Raw genomic sequence first — 21,403 nt, 5'->3', positions numbered from 1 at the left:
GCATGCGCGACGCGTACCACGAGGAACTTGATTCGCTGACCGACAAGCTGGTCGAGATGACCAGGCTCGTCCGCTCGGCCATATCCCGCGCCACCACGGCGCTGCTCGACTCCGACCTCCAGCTCGCCGAGAGCGTCATCTCCCGCGACCAGGAGGTGAACGCGATCTTCGACGAGATCGAGACGTCGATCTTCGAGCTGATGGCCAGGCAGCAGCCGGTCGCGGTGGACCTGCGGATGGTCATCACGGCGCTGCGCATGGGCACCGACCTGGAGCGCATGGGCGACCTCGCCGTCCACGTCGCCAAGGTCGCCCGCCTCCGCCACCCCGACTCGGCGATCCCGCCGGAGATCCGCTCGACGATCCTCGAGATGGGGCAGATCGCCGAGAACCTCGTCACCAAGGCCGGGAGCTGCGTGGCCTCCAGGGACGTGGAGTCGGCGCTGGAGCTGGAGCAGGACGACGACGCGATGGACCGGCTGCATCGCCGGCTGTTCAGGAACATCCTGTCCAAGGAGTGGGAGCACGGGGTGGAGCCGGCGATCGACATCACGTTGATCGGGCGGTATTACGAGCGGTACGCGGATCACGCGGTACGGGTGGCGGCGGACGTCGTCTACCTGGTCACGGGGTCGCGGCCCGGCTGAGGGTACCTTCCTGGTAGAGGAAGGGCGGTCCGGATGAGCGATCACGCCGAGAAGACCGGTCGGTGCTACGCGTGCAAGCGCACGTTCAGCTTCGACCCGAAAGAGGTCACCACATTCCTGATCGATCCCAGCACCGGCCTCCCGCCGGGGATCACCGTGCTGGGCTCTCTCCGTCCGGCCAGGCCGGAGGCCGTGGCCAGGTCGGCCGACGAGCCGATCTGCCCTGACTGCGTGGCCAGGGCGAAGCAGTACAGCGAGGAGAGCGGATCGGGCCGCCCCTGGGACAACCGGCCACCGAGCAGCAACTGAGCGCGCGGGACGTGCAACCATCCGATGGCGCGGAAAGGCTGCGCACCGCGACCCGGAGTCGCGGGCTGCCAGGAGGGCTCGATCGCATGCCGGAAGTGCTGAACGAACGGGGGAAGACGCGCGTTCGTCGGGCGGCTTTACGTCCGCGGCTGGTGGCGGCCGGTCTGGACTATCTCGTGATCGTCGCCTGGCTGGCGCTGCTCGCCGTGGTGTTCGTCCCGCTGTACCTCGCCGGGGTGCGGCCGTTCGACGGGCTCAGCACGGCGGGCACTGATCTCCTGATCTCCGTGCTGTCGGTGCTGCCTGTCGGCGCGTATCTGACCGTCGGCGAGGCGGGACGGCGGCAGGCCACCTGGGGCAAGCGCCGAGCCGGGCTTGTCGTGACCACCACCCGAGGTGAACGGCCCGGGGTGGCACGGATCGTGGGGCGCAATGCCGTGAAGCTGCTGCCGTGGCAGTGCGCTCACATGGCGGTGTCCCGGCTGGCAGGCGGTCACGAGACGACCGTCGGCACGCTCCTGCTGGTCGCGACGTATGCCCTGGCCGGCGCATCGATCGCGCTGCTGCTCATCCGCCGGGACCGGGCCGCCCTGCACGACGTCGTGGTGGCCACCCGGGTCGCGCCGTCGCCTTCCGCACGTCCTGCGTGACGCGCGGAAGGCCGTCCTTCGTGGGTCCCGGGCGAAACGAGACCTGTGCCTTCGGGGTCAGCGCCCCTGGTTGGCGACGGCTTCGATGGCGGACTTGGCGGCGTCCGGGTCGAGGTATTCGCCGCCCCGCTTCAGAGGCCGGAACTCGGAGTCGAGCTCGTACCGCAGGGGAATGCCCGTCGGGATGTTGAGCCCCGCGATCTCCTTGTCGCCGACGCCGTCGAGGTGCTTGACGAGGGCCCTCAGCGAGTTGCCGTGCGCCGCCACCAGGACCGTGCGGCCGGCCGACAGGTCGGGGACGATCTGGTCGTACCAGTACGGGAGCATGCGGTCGACCACGTCCTTCAGGCACTCCGTGCGGGGCATCAGCTCCGGCGGGAGAAGGGCGTAGCGGGGGTCGCCGGCCTGGGAGTATTCGTCGTCGTCGGCGATCGGGGGCGGCGGCACGTCGTAGGAGCGGCGCCACAGCATGAACTGCTCCTCGCCGAACTCCTCCCTCGTCTGGGCCTTGTTCTTGCCCTGGAGGGCGCCGTAGTGGCGCTCGTTGAGCCGCCAGCTCCGCTTGACGGGGAGCCAGAGCAGGTCGGCCTCCGCCAGCGACAGCTGGGCCGTCTGGATGGCCCTGGTCAGGAGGCTGGTGTGGACGATGTCCGGGCGCAGCCCGGCGTCCTGGAGGAGCTTGCCGCCGCGGCGTGCCTCGTCCTCGCCCTTGGCCGAGAGGCTCACGTCCACCCAGCCGGTGAACAGGCCTTTCGCGTTCCAGTCACTCTCGCCATGCCTAAGCAGCACCAAAGTCGCCATGTCGCCAATCCTAGGGTCAATACCGCTGCGGGTCGGCGAAGCGGGCGAACGCCTGCAGGTTGGCCAGCGACTCCCCGCGCTTGGCGCGCCACTCCCACTCCCGCCTGATGGACGAGGCGAACCCGAGCTCCAGCGCCCGGTCGAACCAGTCGTCCGAGTACGTCAGCACGCACCCGAGCAGCCGGTCCACCTCCTCCTCCGAGACGGCGGCCAGCGGCACCCGGCCCACGAGGTAGACGTCGCCCACGGGATCGAGCGAGAAGTGCACCCCGTACATCGTGCCGTTCTTGCCGAGCAGCCAGCGGTAGAACTCGGCGTGGTTCTCGTCGGGCTGGCGGCAGAAGAAGGCTTCGACGTGCAGGACCTGCTCCCCCACGATCAGCCAGGTCATGGTGGCGAGCTTGTGTTGTCCGGGCAGTTTGACCAGGAACGCCCCCGGCCGCGGCTCGTCGTAGGAGACGTCCGCGGCCTTGAGCGCGGCTTCGACGACATCGCGCATGCCGCCAGGATAGAAGGCCGCCAGAACAGAGGTACGGGGGCTAGAAGTTCAGGGCGACGGGCGTCTTGTGCAGATTCGCGATCGCACCGGCGTACACCTCCACCAACCGGGTCGCGGTCGACTGCCAGCCGAACGCGGCCGCGTGGGCGCGGGCGTCGCGCGCCAGCGTGTCGCGCAGGCGCGGCGAGGTGATGAGGCGGTGCAGCGCCGGCGCCCAGGCGGCCGGATCGTGGCCGTCCACGAGCACGCCCGAGACGCCGTCCCGTACGGCGGTGCGCAGCCCGCCCACGGCGGCGGCGGCCACGGGGGTGCCGCAGGCCTGCGACTCCAGCGCGACGAGGCCGAACGACTCGCTGTACGAGGGCACGACGGTCACCGAGGCCGCCCGGTACCAGTCGGCCAGCGCCTCCTGCGGAGCCGGGGGCACCAGGCGTACGACGTCGGAGATCCCGAGTTCGGTGGCCAGTTCGGCCAGGAGGGACGGCCGGGCCAGGCCGTTGCCGGACGGGCCGCCGACGCAGGCCACGACGAGGCGGTCTCGGAGCGACGGGTCGTCGATGAGCATCCTGGAGGCGGCGCGGAGCAGCACGTCAGGGGCCTTGAGCGGCTGGATGCGGCCGACGAAGAGCAGGACGTGCGCGTTCTGCGGCAGCCCGAGGCGGTGGCGGGCGGCGGCCTGTGAAGCGGGCCGGAAGACGGAGAGATTGACGCCGGGGTTCACGACGGCGACGCGCCGCTCGTCGGCGCCGTACAGGTCGATGAGCTCGCGCGCCTCGTCGGCGGTGTTGGCCACGAGGCGGTCGGCGACCTGCACGACCTGTTCCTCGCCGAACACGCGGGCCGGGGGCTCCGGCTTGTCGCCGCGGGCGAGGAGCAGGTTCTTGACCTTGGCCATGGTGTGCATGGTGTGCACGAGCGGCACGCCCCAGCGCTCCTTGGCCAGCCAGCCGACCTGGCCGGACAGCCAGTAGTGGGAGTGGATGACGTCGTAGCGGCCCGGGTCGTACATGGCCTCGGTGCGCAGCACCTCGGACAGGAACGCGCAGAGCTGTCCGGGAAGGTCGCTCCTGTCCATCTCCTCGTACGGGCCGGCGGTGAGATGGCGTACGAGGACGCCCGGGGCCAGCTCGGCCACGGGCGGCAGGTCACGGGCGGTGGCCCGGGTGAAGATCTCCACCTCCACGCCGTGCCGGGCCAGCCGCTTGGCGGACTCGACGATGTACACGTTCATGCCTCCGGCGTCGCCCGTTCCGGGCTGGTCCAGTGGCGATGTGTGCATGCTGATGGTCGCGACCCGGCTCACCCGTCGTCGCCTCACTCGACACCACCTCCACGCGGGTCAACTATCCAGATTTTTGCGACATTCCCGACATCAGGTCATAAGGCGTGTTTCTGGGCTACCGACGGGGTGCGGGCGGGCCGTGGAAGTCTCGGGATGAGAGGTGGGGTGGCGGGCTGGCAGGATGAAGGGCATGCGGAGAACGGCTGTGGTGACCGGGGCGAGCAGCGGGATCGGGGAGGCGACCGCGCGGCGGCTCGCCGCCGAGGGCTTCGAGGTGGTGGCGGCGGCACGCCGGCGCGAGCGGCTCGACAAGCTGGCCGCCGACGTGTCCTCGATCACGCCCGTGACGTTGGACGTGACCTCCCAGGAGTCGGTCGACGCGCTGGTGGGCTCGCTGGAGCGCTGCGACGTGCTGGTCAACAACGCGGGCGGCGCCCTCGGCCTCGAATCGGTGGCCGAGGGGCGGCTGGACGACTGGCAGCGGATGTACGACGTCAACGTGCTCGGCTCCCTGCGCATGACCCAGGCGCTCGTTCCGAGGCTCGTCGCGTCGGGCGACGGCGTCCTCGTGATGGTGACCTCGACGGCGGGTCTGGTGTCGTACGAGGGCGGGGGCGGCTACTGCGCGGCCAAGCACGCCCAGACCTCGATGGTGGAGACGCTCCGCCTCGAGCTGGTCGGGCAGCCGGTGCGGGTCGTGGAGATCGCGCCGGGGATGGTGCAGAGCGAGGGGTTCGCGGTCACCCGGTTCCGCGGCGACGAGGAGGCCGCGGCGCGGGTCTACGCGGGCGTGCCCGGCCCGCTGAGCTCCGACGACGTGGCCGACGCGATCGCCTGGTGCGTGACCCGCCCCGCCCACGTGAACATCGACCGCCTGGTCATCCGCCCGCGGGCCCAGGCCGCGCAGCACAGGCTGCACCGCGTCAGCGACTAGACCGGCCCGCGGCCCCGGTGGATCGCCCGCGTCACGCCGACGGCTGGACGGGGCAGGGCGGCTGAGCCTCGCTTCGGTCGCAGCGGTCCCATGATCCGCGACGGCGACGGTGGCGGCGGTCCGGAGGCCGCTGGACTCAAGGACGAAGAAGGTCGGGTGAAAGGGTCGAGGAAGGCGTCGCCGGTCGGCGCGGTCACCAGGGGGACGACCGGGCACAACCGGCTGCGGCGCTCCGACCGGTGGGTCGTCGCCGCCCACGGCCGGTTGTTGCGGGCGGCCGAGCGGCCGCTCGTCGTGGACCTCGGGTATGGAGCGTCGCACACCACGACGCTGGAACTGTTCTCGCGGCTGCGCCGGGCAGTGCCCGGGGTCGAGGTGGTCGGGATCGAGATCGACCCGGCCAGGGTGGCACTGGCGAAGCCGTACGAGCGGGAGGGGCTGAGCTTCCGGCTGGGCGGCTTCGAGCTGCCCGTCGCGCGCCCGCCGACGCTGGTGCGGGCCTTCAACGTGCTCAGGCAGTACGGCGAGGCCGAGGCGTGGCACTACTGGGATGTGCTCAGGGGCGGGCTGGCTCCGGGTGGAGTGCTGGTGGAGGGCACTTCATCCGAGAACGGGCGGCGAGCGGTATGGGTGGGGCTCTCATCGGAAGGACCCCGGACGATCACGTTCTCGGCGCGTTTCGATGCCTTCGAGCGCCCTTCGGACCTGGCCGACCGGCTGCCGAAGACGCTCATCCACCGGAACGTGCCCGGTGAGCGGATCCATGCGCTGTTGAGCGACTTCGACCATGCCTGGGCGGTGAGCGCGCCATATGGGGCTCATGGGGTGCGGCAGCGGTGGCTGGCCGCCGTACGGGTGCTGTCCACGTCCTGGCCGGTGCCCATGAGCCCGCCCCTGGGCGGCCCGGCCAGGTGGCGGCTCGGCGAGCTGACCCTTCCCTGGTCCGCCGTCGACCCGCGCTGAAAGCCGTTGACCGTGTTGGGCCGCCGCCGGGAAACCCGCTCAGGCCGTCAGAGGTGCGCCTCGAAGACGGCGTAGGCCGCATCGTCGAACAGCACGAAACGGAGGTCGTCCACGGACGTGTCGGCCTGCCGCACCGCGGCGAGGGCGATCCGCGCCGCGCCGTCCATGGGCCAGCCGTACAGCCCGGTCGAGATCGCGGGGAACGCCACCGACCTGGCACCCAGCGAGTCGGCCACCCGCAGCGACTCGTGGTAGCAGGCGGCCAGCAGCTCGGAGCGGTCCTCCGACCTGGAGTAGACCGGCCCGACGGTGTGGATCACCCATTTGGCCGCCAGCCGCCCGGCGGTCGTGGCCACCGCCTGCCCGGTGCGCAGGCCCCTGCCGTAGTGGCCGGCCCGCAGCTTCCTGCACTCCTCCAGGATCTCCGGCCCGCCGCGGCGGTGGATGGCGCCGTCCACCCCTCCTCCGCCCATGAGCGAGGAGTTGGCGGCGTTGACGATGGCGTCCGTGCGCTGTTCGGTGATGTCGCCGCGCACCAGCGTGATGTCCATCTTCCTGAGACTGCCACCTCGATGCGATCGCCGCTGACGGCCGGCAGCGAACCCTGGCGGCCTCAGCCGTCCTGGCCGGCGGGCAAGGTGCCGGATCGCGGGTCAGGGGCGGCGTGCGGCCCAGACGGTGCGTTCGGTGCGTACCGAGAGGTCGTCGCGGCGCAGGATGCTGTGCGGGCCGTCCGTGTCGAGCAGCCGGTCGAGCGCGGCGAGGTCCTCGGCCGGGAGCTCTTCGGCGGCGGCGCCGCGGACGCGCCGCAGGGTGGCCAGGGCGTAGTGGCCGATGGCTTCGCTGCCGGCGCCGTCGATGTTCACGGTGATGGTGCGCTCGCCGGCGAGGGCGAACCCGGCGGCGGTGAGCAGCGGCCCCCAGTCGGCGCCGCGGAAGGGCATGTGTTCGGCGTGGAGGCGGTCGGTCACGGCGTGGCAGCGGTCCTCCAGGCCGGGCCGGTCCTCGGGGGCGTCCGCCGGCAGGAAGCGGGGCAACCCGGCCAGCTCGACGACGGCGAACAGGCCTCCGGGCGTGAGCATGTCGCGGACGGTGCGCAGGGCGTGGCCGGGGTCGGCCAGGTGGTGCATCGAGGCCGAGGCCCAGACCAGGTCCGGCGTGCCGAGGTCGGGCCAGCCGGCCGCGTCGAGGTCGGCCTGCACCGTGCGCACCCGGTCGTCGACGCCCCGGGCGCACGCCTTCTCGCGGAGGCGCTGGAGGTGTTCGGGGGAGGCGTCGACGGCGATCATGTGGGCCTCGGGGAAGCGGTCCAGGAGGGCGAAGGTGCCCGCTCCCGTGCCGCAGCCGAGGTCGACGATCCGGCGCGGGCCGGTCTCCAAGGGCAGCCATGCGGTGATGCCGGCGATGTGCCCGGCGAGGACGTCGGCGTCCAGGTCGAGGATCTCTGCCTGGCCGGCGTCGTCCTGCTGGTGGTGGCCGGGCCGCGTGCCGTGGTCGGAGGTGTGGTGGTGGCCGGGCCGCGTGCCGTGATCCGAAGTGTGGGAGTGGCCGGGCCGCGTGCCGTGATCCGGAGTGTGCTGGTGTGCGTGCGTCATGCCGTCACCGTACGGCGCGTTTGCCTGTGCGGCATGACTTCTCCCGGAATGCGCAAGATACCGGCTCCAGGCGGTGCGCGACACGCAAGGCGCACCGGTACGGGAGGGCGCGCGCTGCCGTCAGCCACCGATGTCAGGGGTGTCGCCGTCACCGTCACGCTGGTGCCCGCGGCGGGCATCACGGTCGAAGATGCCGAGGATCTCGCACGGTCCCCCTTCGGCGCCGATGGCGTGCGGCATCATCGTGGGGAACTCGGCGGCCTGGTTGGGCTCGAGGCGGAAGCGCCGGTGGCCCAGCATGAGGATCGCGGTGCCGGAGAGAACGACCATCCATTCCCGGCCGGGGTGGGCGCGCATGCGCGACGGGTTGTCGGGCGGTGGCTCGGTCATGCGCTGGCGTACGACGCTCATGCCGGGGTCGCCCTTCACGGGCCAGCGCATCAGGCCGTGCGCACTGTCGATCATCGGGCTGGTGACCACGTCGTCGGCGGCGGTCTCGACGAGCTGGTCGAGCGTGGTGTCCAGGGCGCGGGCGAGGGTGACGAGCTGGTCGAGAGCGAGGCGGCGCCGGCCGTTCTCGATGCGGCTCAGCGAGGACTGGCTGAGGTTGGCGCGGCCGGCCAGCTCCTCCAGCGACCAGCCCTGCGCGACCCGCAGGGCGCGGATGCGCTTGCGTACGAGGCTGTCCAGCTCTCCGTCCTCTTGCTTCATGCGCAACATCGTATGCGCGGCTCGCAAGCCGGATGGGGCTCGCGGTCAACCGTCCGTACGGATCCTTCCCGTCCGCCGTTCCAGCGCCAGGGCCAGTATGGCCAGCACCGGCGGCGGGAGCAGCACGCACACGGCTCCGGCCAGGCGCTGGTCGGCGAGGAGGTCCGGCGCACCGGCCGGGGCGGCGAGGGAGAGCCAGTCGGACGCGACCGCGGGCCCGAGCAGCAGCGCCACGCCGAGGGCCAGATGGACCGCCGCCACGGCGGCCAGCAGCCGGACGCGGGCGGCCCACGGGACCGGGCCGGGCAGCGGGTCCGCGCTCACCACCACCCTGAACACGAGCAGGCCGAGTCCCAGGAACAGCAGCGAGGTCAGCAGGTGAGGGGCGTAACCGGACAGGGACCAGGACAGCCACGGCGTGCCGTACAGGAGGAGGACCGCCACGGCGTAGCCCGCCAGCAGGACGGCGGGACGGGAGAGCAACCGGAGACCGAGGCCGGAGTGCCCGGCGGCTCCGGTGGCGGGTGTGAGCGGCGCGGCCGCGGCCCTGGCTACGGGTGTGAGCGGCGCGGCCGCGGCCCTGGCGGCGAGGGCGAAGGGCCGGCCCAGAACTCTGGTGGCGAGGGTGAGTGGCGCGGCCAGGCAGAGGAGCAGCGGGGCGAGGACCGCCAGCACGGTGTGCTGGAGCGTGTACGCCGACACCATCACGCGCGCGTAGCTCCCGACCCCGCCGAGCAGCACCAGCGCGGTCAGCGCCAGGCCCGCGTACCAGGCGAGCGTCCGGCCGGCCGGCCAGGAGCCGGCCCTGCGCACGCCCACCCCGTACGCGACCGCGGGCAGCGCGAGGAGCAGCAGGACGGTCGGGTCGAGGCGGATCTCGGTGAGCAGCGCGCCGGGGGTGAACGGCGCGAGCGCGAGGTGCTCGTGGCCGCCGGCGCTCCCCTCGGGCGGCGGCGTACGGGACAGGCCGACGGCCAGGCCCATGGCCGCCGCCATCACGCCCACCTCCCCCACCGTCAGCCGCACGAACGTACGGCGGACGCCGCGGTCGGCGACGCCCGCGACCGTGCGGCGGCGGTGACTCCAGCCGAACAGCCCGAGGAGGGCGAGCACGGCGACCTTGGCCAGCACGAGCTGCCCGTACGTGCTCTGCCAGAGGTCGGAAGGGGCGGCGAGGCGCACCCACGCGCCGGCCGCGCCGGAGACGGCCACGGCGGCGAAGCACCACAACGCGAGCGCGCTGAAGCGGGGCAGCACCACGGGGAGGTCGGCGGAGCGGCGGAAGTGGACGAGCACCGCGACCAGCCCGCCGACCCAGATCGAGACCGGCACCAGGTGCGCCATCATGGCGGAGACGGCGAGGTCGTGGTCGCCCGCCGAGGCGGCGTGCCCCACGTAGGCGGGCGGCAGCAGCGCGAACACGGCGACCGCGAGCCGCGCCACCACCGCGAACCTGCCCGTCGCCGGACGCTGCCCCGTCGCGGCCACGACCGCGGCGGCGGCCAGGACCATGAGCAGGGCCCTGGTCTGCGGGACGGTCGTGCCGAAGCCCAGCAGCTCAGGAGTGGCGAGCAGGTCGGGGACGGGCAGCGGGATGAGGTTCGACAGGGTCAGGACGTAGCCGAGCGCGGCGGCCAGCGCCCAGCCGAGCGCCCACCGCCCGGCCGCGCGCCCGCAGGCCCCCGACTCCCGGGAGCCGACAGGAGCCAGCAGGGCGGCCGTGAGCGTGCCGACGCAGCCGACGGCGCACAGGTCGTGGCAGAAGCGGACGAGCGGCAGCCCCCACGCCGTGAGCGGGCCCGCGGTGGGCAGCCCGGGGATCTCCGGCTCGACGGCCCCGCCGAACCGCAGCACCGCCACCAGCACCACGACGCCCGCGGCCGCCACCAGGGCGGCACAGATCGCGACACGGACACGGACTCCGGCGCGGGCGCGGACCGGCAGGAAGGCGGTCGGGTAGGTCCTGGCCATGGCTCACCCCGCGCGTCCGGCGACGTCGGCCAGTTCGGCCCGCTGCGCCTTGGTGATCGCGTCGGCCAGTTCCAGGGTGGGGCCGTGCCGGCCCGTCTTCTTGACGGTCTCCGCCATGTGGACGCCGTGCTCCAGGTGCCCGGAGAGCGTCGCCAGCCATTTCCTGTCGAATCCCGGCCCGGCCGGGAGATCCGCGCCGGGCTGGGTGGCCGGCTCCGGGGGCACCGGCTCCCGCCAGGAGCGCAGCCAGGACGACATCATCGCGATGTCCGCCTTCTCCTCGGCGATGAGCTTCTTGCTCAGGTCGCGCACGTACGAGGACTCGCCCCGCTCCGCCGCCACCTCGGCCAGCCGGATCGTCTGCTGGTGATGGGTGATCATCTCCTGGTTGAAGACCACGTCCGCGTCCACGTGGTCGACCGAGGTGTCCGCGCGCTCCGCGCATCCCGCCGCCCCCAGCAGGCCGAGCAGCATCGCAATCGCCGTCCTCCAACGCATGCCTGGAGATACGCGGAGTGGCGCGCGAGGGTTCAGGCGTGGCAGGGTTCACACAGCCCTGAATGCCTGCTCGACACATTGTAGAGCTAATCTGAAGGGCGTGAAGGGTCTTGGCGAGCTTGAACGCAGCATCATGGACATCCTCTGGGCGGGCGGCAGCGCCCTGACCGCCCGCGAGGTCGGCAGGCTCATCGCCGACCGCGACCTTGCCCCCACCACGGTGATGACCGTGCTCGACCGCCTCACCCGCAAGGGCTTCCTCGAGCGCACCCGTGACGGCCGCGCCTGGAGATATCAGCCGGCGGAAAGCCGCGACGCCTACATCGCCGAGCTTATGCTGGAAGCCTTGGATCTGACGGGCGACCGGTCGGCCGCCCTGACCCGTTTCGCCCAGGCCGTGTCGGGGCCCGAGGCGGAGATCCTGCGCAGAGCCCTCACGGAGCTGGAGGAAGAGTGATCACGGCAGTGGTGCTGGCGGCGCTCGCCACGGCGTGCGCGGTCGGCTCCTGGCGTTTCACCACGGCCGCGTGGACCTCACGGGCTCCCCGCCTGGCCATCATCGTCTGGCAGTCCCTGGGCGTCGCCTGGGGGCTGGCCACCACCGGCGCCATGCTCGCCTACGCGGTCCAGCCGTACGGCATGGGCGTCCTTCCCGGGCTGACGGCGTTCATCCAGGGCGAGCGGCCGGCGCAGGCGTGGGACGCCCTCCACGTGCTGGCCCTGATCGCCGGGCTGACGTCGCTGACCGTGCTGGTCGCGGTGCTGCTCACCGCGGGCGTGCAGGCGCTGCGGGCGCGCCGACGGCATCGCATGCTGCTCGCGCTGATCGCGCGTGACGACCCGGGCGTGCCGGGCGTGCGGGTGCTCGACCATCCCGGTGCCGCCGCCTACTGCGTGCCGGGGCTGCGCTCGCAGGTCGTGGTGAGCGAGGGCGCGCTCAAGCTGCTGTCGGAGGACGAGCTCGCGGCCGTGCTCGCGCACGAGGCCGCGCACGTGCGGGAGCGGCACGACCTGGTGCTGCTGCCGTTCGCCGCGCTGCGCAGGGCGATGCCCTGGTCGAAGGTGGTGGCCGACGCGCAGGCGCAGGTGGAGCTGCTGATCGAGATGGCCGCCGACGACCGCGCCCGGCGCTACTGCTCGCCGCGCAGGCTGGCGACGGCGCTGCTCAGGTTCGGTACGGCGGGCGCCATGCCCACCCCGCACGGCATGCTCGGCATGCATGCCCAGAATGTCATGGCCAGGGTCGACCGGCTGATCAAGCCGGGTCCCGAGCTGGCCACTCCGGTGCGTTACGCGTACATCGCGCTGTCTGTGAGTTTGGTCACCAGCACGCCGTTCCTCTGGGTCTTCCAGCTCTGAGCGCTTGCTGCTGTTAACCACTCTGCTTGCAATTGCAAGCAGAGTGGGGCAGACTATGAGGCATGGCGCTACCCAAGGTCGGTTCGATCGGCGAATACATCCGCGAGCAGAGGCAGCAGGCGAAGATCTCGCTGAGGCAGCTCGCGGAGGCGGCGGGGGTCTCCAACCCCTACCTGAGCCAGATCGAGCGCGGGCTGCGCAAGCCGAGCGCGGAGATCCTCAACCAGATCGCCAAGGGTCTGCGCATCTCCTCGCAGGCGCTCTACGTGCAGGCGGGCCTCATCGAGGACCGCGAGCCGCCAAGTGACGTCATCACGGCAATCAGGGCCGACACGCATCTCACCGAGCGGCAACGCCAGGTGCTGATTGATATCTATGAGTCGTTCCGCAAGGAGAAGCGCGCCGAAGACGAGCAGACCTCCCAGAATGCTCGCCCTCGGCACGACTCCGCATCGGACGACGTGACATTGCCGGAGGAGTTGCGCGCCGCTCTTGAGCCCTATGCGGCGGCCTCCGGCGACGACAACGTCACCCAGGAAACCAAGGAAGGTTAACCCATGACCCTCGCGACCGAGGTAAAGAAGCTCACCGAATCCAAGCCGTTCTACGCCGTCGCCGGCGCCGGCGACTTCGCCGTGGAGAAGCTGCGCGAGCTGCCGGAGCAGCTGCAGCGGCTCCAGTCGCGCCGCACCGAGCTCACCAAGGACCTGCCTGAGCGGGCCCGCGCGTACGCCGACAGGGCCGAGGGCTTCGCCAGGGAGTTTCCCGACAAGGCCCGCGAATACGCCGGCCAGCTGTCCAACCGCGCCACCGAGGTCTACGAGGACTTCGCCACGCGCGGCCGCAAGATCGTCAGCCGGGCCAGCGGCAACGCCGCGCTGGAGCTCGAGGACATGTCCGAGGCCGCCGAGCCGCCCGTCGCCAAGCCGGTGACGCCGGTCAGGAAGCCTCGTACCACCAGGACCACCAAGGCCTGACCCGACAGGACGGCCCGTCTCCTTCCGGGAGACGGGCTTTCCGCATTGGGGTGCCCGCTTGTCGGGGGCGCCTATTAGGCTGAAGCCGTCTCGTCGCGGCGTTGTGCGGAGCCAACAACATGAGTCTGATCAACGGTGTCTTCAACCTTCTCTTCCTGGTGCTGGCCGCCATCATCTTCGGCATGTCGGTCTACGCGCTCGTGCACGCCCTGCGGGTGCCGACGGCCGCGTTCGTCTCGGCGGGCAAGCTCCAGAAGCCGATCTGGCTGCTGATCCTCGCGCTGGCCACGCTGTTCTCCGGCGCGGGCGCGTGGAGCTACCTCAACGCCTTCCTCTTCGTCGGCGGGGCGCAGTTCATCGGCATCGGTCTCGGCATCTTCTCGATCCTGGCGGTCATCGCGGCCACGGTCTACATCGTGGACGTCAAGCCGGCCGTCAAGGGCATGGGAGGCCGGGGCAGCGGCCCCTACGGGCCGTGGTGACCGGGCGGCGCTAGGGTTCCGCCATGACCACTGACCTCCACGGGCGCACGCAGCGGCTCGAACTGTCCGATCAGGCCCTCCGCGACTTCGAGGCCGTCGTGCTCGACGCGACGCCCGACGGGATCGTGCTGAACCGGTCGGCGTTCTATCCGGGCGGCGGCGGCCAGCCGGCCGATCACGGCGTGCTGCTCTGGCAGGGCGTCGAGACCCGCATCGTCGGGGCGCGCAAGGGCGACGACCTCCACCTGATCCCGGCCGAGGGCGACCCGATCCCGCCCGCCGGCACCGTGGTGCGGGCGGCGGTGGCCGACGAGCGCCGCTCGGCCCTCATGCGCACGCACTCGGGTCTCCACGTGCTGTGCGGGGTGGTGTTCAGGGACTACGGCTGCCTGGTCACCGGCGGCAACATGGACGAGCTGAGCGCCCGGATGGACTTCAACCTGCCGGAGGTGCCTCCAGGGTTCAAGGAGGCCGTCGAGGACGCCTGCAACGCCGAGATCGTCGCCGACCGGCGCATCGACGTGCGCGTCCTGCCACGCGAGCAGGCCTTCGAGATTCCCGACATCATCCGCACGGCCACCAACCTCGTGCCCGAGAGCGTGCAGGACGTGCGCATCGTCGACATCGTGGGGCTCGACACGCAGGCCGACGGCGGCACCCACGTGGCCTCCACCAAGCAGATCGGCCACATCAAGGTCGCCAAGATCGAGAGCAAGGGCCGCGGCTTCCGCCGCCTGCGCATCCGGATCGCCGACTAGCCGAGCCCCTCGCGCATTCAGATCGCCGATCAGCCGAGCTCTCGCGCATCGGGGTCGAGCCGGTCGGCCGTTCAGGTCTGCGGCTGGTCGATGAGCATGGCCAGGCCGTCGAGCAGCGGGCCCAGCCCGAACTCGAAGAACCGGTCGAGGTCGAGGTCGAAGTCGCCGCCGAGCTCGTCGATGAGCCGCCCGAACGCGGGATATCTCGCGGCGAGCGCGCCCATGCTCTCCTCCTGCTCCTCCAGCCACTCGTCGGCGGTGAGCCCGGTGGCGGCCTGGGCCCGCTGCTCCAGCTCGATGTTGGCGGCGATGCCCTGCACGTAGCTGTAGACCAGGACGTGGACGTACATCTTGGTCTCGGCGTCGAGCGCGGTGTCCTGCAGCGCCGCCATGACGAACTCGGTGTGCTTGAGGAGGCTGGGTGAGGGCAGCGGCCGGCTGAGCGAGGTGACCGTGGCCATCCAGGGGTGCGCTCGGTAGCCGGCCCACTGGAGCCGCGCGGTCGTCTCCAGCCTGGCCCGCCAGCCGTCCGGGGGCCGCTCGGGCAGCGGGAAGTCGTCGATCAGGGCGTCGACCATCAGCAGGACCAGGTCGTCCTTGCCGGCCACGTGGCGGTAGAGGGACATGGTGGCCATGCCGAGCCGGTCGGCCACGCCGCGCATGGTGAGCTCGTGGAGCCCGGCGGCGTCGGCGATCTCGATGGCGGCCCGCACGATGCGGTCACGGGTCACGACATTTCCAGAAATGTCGGGCCGCTGCATCGCGGTGCGCGGCGCGACCACCGTGCCCACCCGCGGCTCCGCGACCACCACGCCCTCCTGGGCGAGCAGCGTGAGCGCCTTGGCGGCGGTCGCCAGCGCGACCCCCCAGTCCCTGGCCAGCTGCCTGGTCGAGGGCACCCGGTCTCCCGGGCGGAGCCTGCCGTCGGCGACCCGCCGCTTGATGTCGGCGACGATCCTGGCGTAGGGCGCGGTCATCCTCATCCTCCTGTACTAGTACAGATCCTCCCAGCATACCCTTGTGAGCTGCTGTTCGTACGTCGTACATTCAGCGTACGCGGTTCACATCAAGGAGGACTTCATGAAGGCACTCATCTCGGGCGCGAGCGTCGGCGGCCCCGTCCTGGCGTACTGGCTGGGGCGGCACGGATTCGAGACGACGCTGGTCGAGCGGGCCCCGGCACCGCGCAGGGGCGGCCAGGCCATCGACATCAGGGGCGCCGCGCTGGACGTGGTCGCGAGGATGGGCGTCATCGACGAGATCAGGGCGCTGCGGACCACCATGCGCGGCATGTCCATGGTCGACCGCGACGGCAACGAGGTCATGCGCAGCGAGGAGGGCACGATCAGCGGCGGCCGGTTCGACAGCCCGGACATCGAGATCATGCGCGACGACCTGACCGCCGTCCTGGCCGGGGCGTCGGGCGCCCGGTACGTCTACGGCGACTCGATCGCCAGCCTCGACCAGGATGCCGGCGGCGTGGACGTGACGTTCGAGAGCGGCGGCCGGGCCCGCTACGACTACGTCTTCGGCGCCGACGGCCTGCACTCCAACGTCCGCAACCTGGTCTTCGGTCCCGAGCAGCCGCTCCTCACCCACCTCGGCACGTACCTGTCGATCTTCACCGCCGACAACTTCCTCGGCCTGGACCACTGGCAGACCTGGTTCAGCGACGGCGCGGCGGGCGGCGCCGTCTACAGCGACAGGGACACCGACGTGATGCGGGTGAATCTCGGCTTCGGAGCCGAGCCGATCGACTACGACCACCGCGACATCGACCAGCAGAAGCGCCTGGTCGAGGAGCACTGCTCGGGCATGGGCTGGGAGGTGGCCAGGCTGATCGAGGCCATGTGGAAGGCCGACGACTTCTACTTCGACGCCATGGCCCAGGTCAAGATGGAGCACTGGACGAGGGGCAGGGTCGCGCTCGTCGGCGACGCCGGCTACTGCGCCTCGCCGCTGTCCGGACAGGGCACGAGCCTGGCGCTGGTGGGGGCGTACGTCCTGGCGCAGGAGCTCGGCCGCGACCCGGAGGCGGCCTTCGACCGGTACGAGCAGCGCATGCGCCCGTTCATCGAGCGGAACCAGGCACTCGCCGTCGAGAACCCCGGCCGGGGCGCCTCCCCGGAGAGCGTTCAGCGGGCTGCAACCAGCATCACACTGGATTGACAGGGATGAACCGATACGATTTGCCGCCATGGGTATCAGGCTCACGATGGCCGCTCTGGGGGCCACCGCTCTGACGTTGACCGCCGCCCCCGCGTACGCAGCGGAGGCAGGGATCACGGACGAGGTGACGATGACCCTCGGCAAGGACGGCACCCTGCACGTGGTCGAGAAGATCAGCGGGGCGCCGGGCGAGATCAAGCGGACCTTCATCACCAGGACGCGGTACGACGACGACACCGACCGCCTCTACCAGATCTCGAACGTCAAGGGCGGCACCCTGGCGGGCGACGTGCTCACCGTGAAAGGGGACGGAACGGTCGAGTACGACGTCAAGGGGGCGGTGGGGGCCTCGGGCGGCGTCCAGGAGCTGCGCTGGTTCGCGGTGAACGGCTGGGACCAGCAGGTCGCCAAGGCCACGGTCAAGGTGAGCGGCCCCGGGCAGGTCCAGAACCTGTCCTGCTTCGCCGGGGAACTGACCTCGGCCATCGGCTGCACCTCGGCCTCCATGGACCACTCGGCCACTCAGGCCGACTTCGAGCAGGAGAACCTCGCACCCGGCCAGGCCCTGACCGTGGTCATCGGCTACCCGGAGGGGTCCAGCCAGGGCGCCCCCATCTTCGAGCGGCGCTTCTCCCTGGCCTCCGCGTTCACCTTGAACGCCATCACCGGCGGCGCCCTGGCCGGGCTGCTGGTGCTGCTGCTCGGCGGCATCGGGCTGCTCTACTGGACGCGCGGGCGCGACGCCCGGGTCGCGGGCGGTAGCGGCGGCCCGGTCGATCCGGTGCAGAACGGGCACTTCTCCCCGCCTGACGGGGTGCGGCCCGGCCAGATCGGCACGCTCGTGGACGAGCAGGCCGACGTGGTCGACGTGACCGCCACGATCGTGGACCTCGCGGTGCGCGGCTACCTGCGGATCGACGAGCAGCCCCGCCAGACGTACGACGCGCCTGACTGGATGCTGGTCAGGCTGCCGAACGCGCAGGTCAACGCGCTGCTGCCGTACGAGCGGGCGCTGTACGACGCCATCTTCGACGGGCGTGACGCGGTGCTGCTGTCACAGCTGTCCGGCTCGTTCGCGTCCCACCTGGGCAAGGTGCGCGACGCCCTGTACGCCGACGTGGTCACGCAGGGCTGGTTCGCCCGGCGCCCGGACACCGAGCGGACCCGGTGGACGACGATCGGCGTGGTGCTCATCGGAGCAGGACTCCTGGCCACGGTCGGCCTGGCCTGGTTCACCACGTACGGGCTGCTCGGGCTGGCCGTCATCATCGCGGGCGGCGCGCTGGCCGTCGGCGGCCAGTACATGCCGGCCAAGACCGCCAAGGGCTCGGCGGCGCTGGCCCACACGATGGGCTTCCGGCAGTACCTGTTCTCGGGCGAGCTGGGCGAGGTGCCCGAGCAGCACCGGGTGGAGCTGTTCTCCCGCTACCTGCCGTACGCGGTGATCTTCGACGGGGTCGAGCACTGGTCGCGCGTGGTGGCCTCGGTCACGGGCAACGGCCACCAGGCCGACAACCTGTACTGGTATCACGGGCCCGCGGAGTGGGACCTGTCGAAGTTCGCCGGGTCGATGCGCACGTTCACCACGACGACCTCGGGCGCCATCTCCGCGAGCCGCCAGTTCCGCACCCTCTAGCGGATCCGCAGCTCACCGACGGGACGCCCGCCGCCGAGCACCGGCGGGGCGCCCAGCTCGGCCAGCTCCGGCGCGTCCAGGCCCAGCGAGCGCAGGGCCGCCACCGTGACCGGGACGCGGGCGCGCGACGACCCGTCCTCGATCTTGACGGTGCCCGCGCGCCCGTCCTCGAAGACGAACGCATCGAACGCCTCGGCCCCCGCCTTCAGCATCAGGCCGGGCAGCGCGCGCATGAGCTTCGCCTCCGGCCTGTCGGTGCCCGAGGTCCACTCGGGGTAGGTGGTCATGGCCTCGAAGATCTTGCGTTCGTACGAGTCGGGCGAGGACAGCGGGAACGCCCGGAACGCCTTGGTCATCCCGAGCATCGAGACGAAGTGCAGCGGTGCCCCGCACCCGTCCACGCCCGTGGCGGCGATCCGCTCGCCGGTCAGGTCCTCCACGGTCTCGCGGATCGCCCGCTGGAGCGGGTGCTTCGGCTCCAGGTACGAGTCGGTCGGCCAGTCGTTGAGCACGCAGGTGGCCAGCATCGCGGAGTGCTTGCCGGAGCAGTTCATCTGGACGCGCCCGCGCTCGGTCACCGCGCGGTCGAACGGGTAGTCCTCAGGGCAGCGCAGCGCCGACTCGTCCAGCCCCGCGCCCGCCAGGATCTTCCTGACGCCGTCCACGTGGAACGGCTCACCCGAGTGGGACGCGCAGGCCAGCGCCAGCAGCTCGTCCTCCAGCCGCAGACCGGCGCGGAGCATGCCGAGCGCCTGGAGCGGCTTCATCGACGACCGCGGCGACGCGGGAACGTGCACCGCGCCCTTCGCCTCGACCGGGCGTCCCTGCGCGTCCACGGTCAGCATGCGCGCCTGATGCGTGGACTCCACGAACCCGGACCGGACGACTTCCACAATCATCGACATTTCGCTCCCCTTTCGGGACGAGTCTACGGATCGCGATTCCTGGTCCAGAATGGGTTCCCATGCGAGCAGTGGTGCAGAGGGTGAGTTCGGCGTCGGTCGTGGTCGACGGGCACACGGTCGGGGCCATCTCGGAACCGGGGCTGCTGGTGCTGGTGGGCGTCACCCACACCGACACGCGGGCCGCCGCCGCCAAGCTCGCCGCGAAGCTGTGGGGGCTGCGCATCCTGCACGGCGAGAAGTCCTGCTCGGACGTGTCGGCGCCGCTCCTGGTGATCAGCCAGTTCACGCTGTACGGCGACGCGCGCAAGGGCCGCCGGCCCACGTGGCAGGCGGCCGCCCCAGGGCCGGTCGCGGAGCCGCTGGTGGAGGCGGTGGTGGAGGAGCTGCGCGGGCTGGGGGCGCACGTGGAGACGGGGGTCTTCGGGGCCGACATGAAGGTGTCGCTCGTCAACGACGGCCCGATCACCCTCGTCCTGGACGTCTGACGCCCGCACGCCGGTCAGGACGTCCGACGCCCCGTCCGGACGCCCGACGTCCGCGTCAGGCGTCAGCGGAGCGTCAGGCGTCAGGCGTCAGGCGTCAGGCGTCAGGCGTCAGCGGAGCATCAAGCGTCACGCGTCAGCGGATGCGGCGGCGGAGCGAGGGGTCGATGGCGACGTTGCGGCCCGCGTCCGGCGGCACCACGACCTCCTGGGCCGCCGCCACCCCGCCCGCCAGCAGCGGAGCGTCGACCGGCACCGTGCGCTTGACCACGGCCAGCGCGATCGGCCCCAGCTCGTGGTGCCGGGCGGCCGAACCCACCACGCCGACCTCCTGGCTCTCGAAGATCACCGGGGCGCCGTGCGGGGGCAGCGTGTCGACGCTGCCGTCGAGGTGCAGGAAGACCAGCCGGCGCGGCGGGTGGCCGAGGTTGTGCACCCGGGCGACGGTCTCCTGGCCGCGGTAGCAGCCCTTCGACAGGTGCACGGCCGTGCCGATCCAGCCCACCTCGTGGGGGATCGTCTTGTGGTCGGTCTCGAACCCCAGCCGCGGCCGGTGCGACTCGATCCGCAGCGCCTCGTACGCCCACAGCCCCGCCAGCGGCCGCCCCAGGTGGCCGGGCAGCTCGTCGCGCGGCACCAGGAAGTCTTCCGTGGCCGTGGACAGCACGGCCAGGTCGTCGGCCCGCGACACCTCCACCCGGAGCATGAACCGCATCCGGTCGAGGTAGTCGATCAGGCTCTGCGCGGTGCCCGGCTCGACGTGGGCCAGCACGCTCTCGCCGTCGTCGACCAGCGTCAGGTGGTGCAGCACGTGGCCCTGCAGGTCGAGGTCGAGCGTCTGGGTCCACTCGCCGGGGCGGAGGGTGTCGAGCTTCTGCGAGGTCAGGTCGTTGAGCCATTTCAGCCGGTCGGCGCCGGAGACGCGGACCACCTCGCGGTTGCTGCGGTCGACGACCGCCTCTCCCTTGGCCAGCGCGCGCTGCTCGGCGAACAGGTCGCCGTAGTGTGCGGCTACGTCGGAGTCGGGCCCGTCGGCGGCGACGGCCCCGGGGAGGTCGAGCAGAGGGCTACGCATGCCCTCCAGGCTATCGGCAGTCGCAGCAGCGGCCGAAGACGGTCAGGTGGTGGACGTCGGCGACGAAACCCAGCTCCTCGTCCAGCCCCTTGACCAGCCCCTCGGCCAGCTCGGGACGGACCTCGATCACCTTGTCGCAGCCCCGGCACACCAGGTGCACGTGGTCGGCCTCGGCGGCCAGGTGGTAGGTCGGAGCGCCGTGCCCCAGGTGGGTGTGGGTGACCAGGCCCAGCTCTTCGAGCAGCTCCAGCGTGCGGTAGACGGTCGAGATGTTCACCCCGCGGGCGGTCTCGCGGACCTTGACGCAGATCTCCTCAGGAGTGGCGTGCTCCAGCGCCTTGACCGCCTCCAGGACGAGCTGGCGCTGCGGGGTGACCCGGTAGCCCTTGGCGCGGAGTTCCTCGTGCCACTGCGTCTCCGTCATGCACAGAGTCTACGGCGCTGTCAACGGCCCGATATATTCGCTTGCTCCTTCCGTCCGTGAGCGCATAGCGTCGTTGGTACGCGGAAAGGAGGTGGTCCAAACAATGGTGAATCATAGTTGGGCTAGCGAGGTGGTTGTCCGCTAGCGTCCGCGGACTGTTGTCTCGTGACGTACGCGAATACGAGGCAACCACCGGGGCCCCCGGCAGCCGGAGGGCGGGATCCTGATCCCGACCATGGTCCATCCGGCCCGCCTGCTCGGCAGGCGGAGTTGGCC

At 71.4% G+C, this 21,403-nt stretch carries 26 protein-coding genes; 14 read left to right on the top strand and 12 right to left on the bottom strand.

The window, feature by feature from the left end; all coding sequences use genetic code 11:
• Positions 1-2: 2 nt before the first annotated feature.
• The 3 genes from phoU to FH608_RS42610 all read left to right on the top strand — a co-directional run bounded on the left by phoU (position 3) and on the right by FH608_RS42610 (position 1,606).
• Positions 3-647, top strand: a complete 645-nt coding sequence (gene phoU / locus FH608_RS42620) for a phosphate signaling complex protein PhoU (RefSeq protein ID WP_139636594.1) — start codon at positions 3-5, stop codon at positions 645-647.
• A gap of 33 nt (positions 648-680) precedes the next feature.
• Positions 681-956 carry a hypothetical protein gene (locus tag FH608_RS42615; protein ID WP_139636592.1) on the top strand — a complete coding sequence of 92 codons (276 nt, stop codon included), beginning with the start codon at positions 681-683 and terminating at the stop codon, positions 954-956.
• Between the two features lie 86 nt (positions 957-1,042).
• Positions 1,043-1,606 (top strand): RDD family protein, encoded by a 564-nt coding sequence (locus FH608_RS42610; RefSeq protein WP_139636590.1) that lies wholly within the window; start codon positions 1,043-1,045, stop codon positions 1,604-1,606.
• Positions 1,607-1,663: 57 nt separating this feature from the next.
• Here the strand turns inward: FH608_RS42610 and FH608_RS42605 are convergent, their stop codons facing one another.
• Genes FH608_RS42605 through mshA form a run of 3 tightly spaced genes read right to left on the bottom strand, consistent with a single transcriptional unit; the run spans position 1,664 to position 4,224 of the window.
• Complete coding sequence (locus tag FH608_RS42605) at positions 1,664-2,407, bottom strand: phosphoglyceromutase (protein WP_139636588.1); 744 nt, start codon at positions 2,405-2,407, stop codon at positions 1,664-1,666.
• 16 nt (positions 2,408-2,423) lie between these two features.
• Positions 2,424-2,906: a type III secretion system chaperone family protein gene (locus FH608_RS42600; protein ID WP_139636586.1), complete on the bottom strand. Its 483-nt coding sequence runs from the start codon at positions 2,904-2,906 to the stop codon at positions 2,424-2,426.
• A gap of 40 nt (positions 2,907-2,946) precedes the next feature.
• On the bottom strand, positions 2,947-4,224 hold the full coding sequence (mshA, locus tag FH608_RS42595) for a D-inositol-3-phosphate glycosyltransferase (RefSeq protein WP_264372950.1): 1,278 nt from the start codon (positions 4,222-4,224) through the stop codon (positions 2,947-2,949).
• 154 nt (positions 4,225-4,378) lie between these two features.
• Here mshA and FH608_RS42590 point away from each other — a divergent pair, with 154 nt between their 5' ends.
• Positions 4,379-5,122 (top strand): SDR family NAD(P)-dependent oxidoreductase, encoded by a 744-nt coding sequence (locus FH608_RS42590; RefSeq protein WP_139636584.1) that lies wholly within the window; start codon positions 4,379-4,381, stop codon positions 5,120-5,122.
• 156 nt (positions 5,123-5,278) lie between these two features.
• Positions 5,279-6,085 (top strand): class I SAM-dependent methyltransferase, encoded by an 807-nt coding sequence (locus FH608_RS42585; RefSeq protein WP_139636582.1) that lies wholly within the window; start codon positions 5,279-5,281, stop codon positions 6,083-6,085.
• A gap of 47 nt (positions 6,086-6,132) precedes the next feature.
• On the opposite strand, the gene FH608_RS42580 is transcribed toward FH608_RS42585, so the two are convergent.
• The 5 genes from FH608_RS42580 to FH608_RS42560 form a co-directional block, all read right to left on the bottom strand.
• Positions 6,133-6,636 carry an O-acetyl-ADP-ribose deacetylase gene (locus tag FH608_RS42580; protein WP_139636581.1) on the bottom strand — a complete coding sequence of 168 codons (504 nt, stop codon included), beginning with the start codon at positions 6,634-6,636 and terminating at the stop codon, positions 6,133-6,135.
• 102 nt (positions 6,637-6,738) lie between these two features.
• Positions 6,739-7,680: a class I SAM-dependent methyltransferase gene (locus FH608_RS42575; protein WP_139636580.1), complete on the bottom strand. Its 942-nt coding sequence runs from the start codon at positions 7,678-7,680 to the stop codon at positions 6,739-6,741.
• A 120-nt stretch (positions 7,681-7,800) separates the two neighbouring features.
• Entirely contained in the window at positions 7,801-8,391 is a 591-nt protein-coding gene (locus FH608_RS42570; protein WP_226900405.1) for a helix-turn-helix domain-containing protein, read from the bottom strand.
• Between the two features lie 45 nt (positions 8,392-8,436).
• Positions 8,437-10,362: a cytochrome c oxidase assembly protein gene (locus FH608_RS42565; RefSeq protein ID WP_139636575.1), complete on the bottom strand. Its 1,926-nt coding sequence runs from the start codon at positions 10,360-10,362 to the stop codon at positions 8,437-8,439.
• 3 nt (positions 10,363-10,365) lie between these two features.
• Complete coding sequence (locus tag FH608_RS42560) at positions 10,366-10,836, bottom strand: DUF305 domain-containing protein (protein WP_193318936.1); 471 nt, start codon at positions 10,834-10,836, stop codon at positions 10,366-10,368.
• Positions 10,837-10,960: 124 nt separating this feature from the next.
• Here FH608_RS42560 and FH608_RS42555 point away from each other — a divergent pair, with 124 nt between their 5' ends.
• The 6 genes from FH608_RS42555 (at position 10,961) to FH608_RS42530 (ending at position 14,436) form a co-directional block, all read left to right on the top strand.
• Entirely contained in the window at positions 10,961-11,317 is a 357-nt protein-coding gene (locus FH608_RS42555) for a BlaI/MecI/CopY family transcriptional regulator (protein WP_139636571.1), read from the top strand.
• Positions 11,314-12,219, top strand: a complete 906-nt coding sequence (locus tag FH608_RS42550; RefSeq protein ID WP_139636569.1) for a M56 family metallopeptidase — start codon at positions 11,314-11,316, stop codon at positions 12,217-12,219. The genes FH608_RS42555 and FH608_RS42550 overlap by 4 nt, the downstream gene beginning before the upstream one ends.
• A gap of 62 nt (positions 12,220-12,281) precedes the next feature.
• A complete protein-coding gene (locus tag FH608_RS42545) occupies positions 12,282-12,773 on the top strand; it encodes a helix-turn-helix domain-containing protein (RefSeq protein WP_139636567.1) in 492 nt (163 codons plus the stop codon).
• A gap of 3 nt (positions 12,774-12,776) precedes the next feature.
• Positions 12,777-13,196: a hypothetical protein gene (locus FH608_RS42540; protein ID WP_139636565.1), complete on the top strand. Its 420-nt coding sequence runs from the start codon at positions 12,777-12,779 to the stop codon at positions 13,194-13,196.
• Positions 13,197-13,315: 119 nt separating this feature from the next.
• Positions 13,316-13,678, top strand: a complete 363-nt coding sequence (locus FH608_RS42535) for a DUF2516 family protein (RefSeq protein WP_139636563.1) — start codon at positions 13,316-13,318, stop codon at positions 13,676-13,678.
• 23 nt (positions 13,679-13,701) lie between these two features.
• The gene (locus tag FH608_RS42530; protein WP_139636561.1) at positions 13,702-14,436 is read left to right on the top strand and encodes an alanyl-tRNA editing protein; all 735 of its coding nucleotides are present in this window, start codon (positions 13,702-13,704) and stop codon (positions 14,434-14,436) included.
• A 71-nt stretch (positions 14,437-14,507) separates the two neighbouring features.
• Here the strand turns inward: FH608_RS42530 and FH608_RS42525 are convergent, their stop codons facing one another.
• Positions 14,508-15,413: a TetR/AcrR family transcriptional regulator C-terminal domain-containing protein gene (locus FH608_RS42525; RefSeq protein ID WP_226900404.1), complete on the bottom strand. Its 906-nt coding sequence runs from the start codon at positions 15,411-15,413 to the stop codon at positions 14,508-14,510.
• A 103-nt stretch (positions 15,414-15,516) separates the two neighbouring features.
• On the opposite strand from FH608_RS42525, the gene FH608_RS42520 reads away from it, so the two are divergent.
• On the top strand, positions 15,517-16,605 hold the full coding sequence (locus FH608_RS42520; RefSeq protein ID WP_139636557.1) for an FAD-dependent monooxygenase: 1,089 nt from the start codon (positions 15,517-15,519) through the stop codon (positions 16,603-16,605).
• A gap of 28 nt (positions 16,606-16,633) precedes the next feature.
• Positions 16,634-18,241: a DUF2207 domain-containing protein gene (locus tag FH608_RS42515; RefSeq protein WP_226900403.1), complete on the top strand. Its 1,608-nt coding sequence runs from the start codon at positions 16,634-16,636 to the stop codon at positions 18,239-18,241.
• On the opposite strand, the gene FH608_RS42510 is transcribed toward FH608_RS42515, so the two are convergent.
• Positions 18,238-19,146, bottom strand: a complete 909-nt coding sequence (locus FH608_RS42510) for an asparaginase (RefSeq protein ID WP_139636555.1) — start codon at positions 19,144-19,146, stop codon at positions 18,238-18,240. The genes FH608_RS42515 and FH608_RS42510 overlap by 4 nt on opposite strands.
• Before the next feature lie 59 nt (positions 19,147-19,205).
• Between FH608_RS42510 and dtd the strand changes: the two genes are divergently transcribed.
• A complete protein-coding gene (gene dtd, locus FH608_RS42505; RefSeq protein ID WP_139636553.1) occupies positions 19,206-19,631 on the top strand; it encodes a D-aminoacyl-tRNA deacylase in 426 nt (141 codons plus the stop codon).
• Between the two features lie 133 nt (positions 19,632-19,764).
• Here the strand turns inward: dtd and ygfZ are convergent, their stop codons facing one another.
• A complete protein-coding gene (gene ygfZ / locus FH608_RS42500) occupies positions 19,765-20,703 on the bottom strand; it encodes a CAF17-like 4Fe-4S cluster assembly/insertion protein YgfZ (RefSeq protein ID WP_139636551.1) in 939 nt (312 codons plus the stop codon).
• A gap of 10 nt (positions 20,704-20,713) precedes the next feature.
• Entirely contained in the window at positions 20,714-21,127 is a 414-nt protein-coding gene (locus FH608_RS42495) for a Fur family transcriptional regulator (RefSeq protein WP_139636549.1), read from the bottom strand.
• Positions 21,128-21,403 lie beyond the last annotated feature (276 nt).

It is taken from the genome of Nonomuraea phyllanthi (assembly GCF_006334985.2).
Taxonomy (GTDB): Bacteria; Actinomycetota; Actinomycetes; order Streptosporangiales; family Streptosporangiaceae; genus Nonomuraea; species Nonomuraea phyllanthi.
The sequence above is the reverse complement of the archived record's forward strand: the minus strand, read 5'-3'. Positions and strand labels throughout refer to the sequence as shown.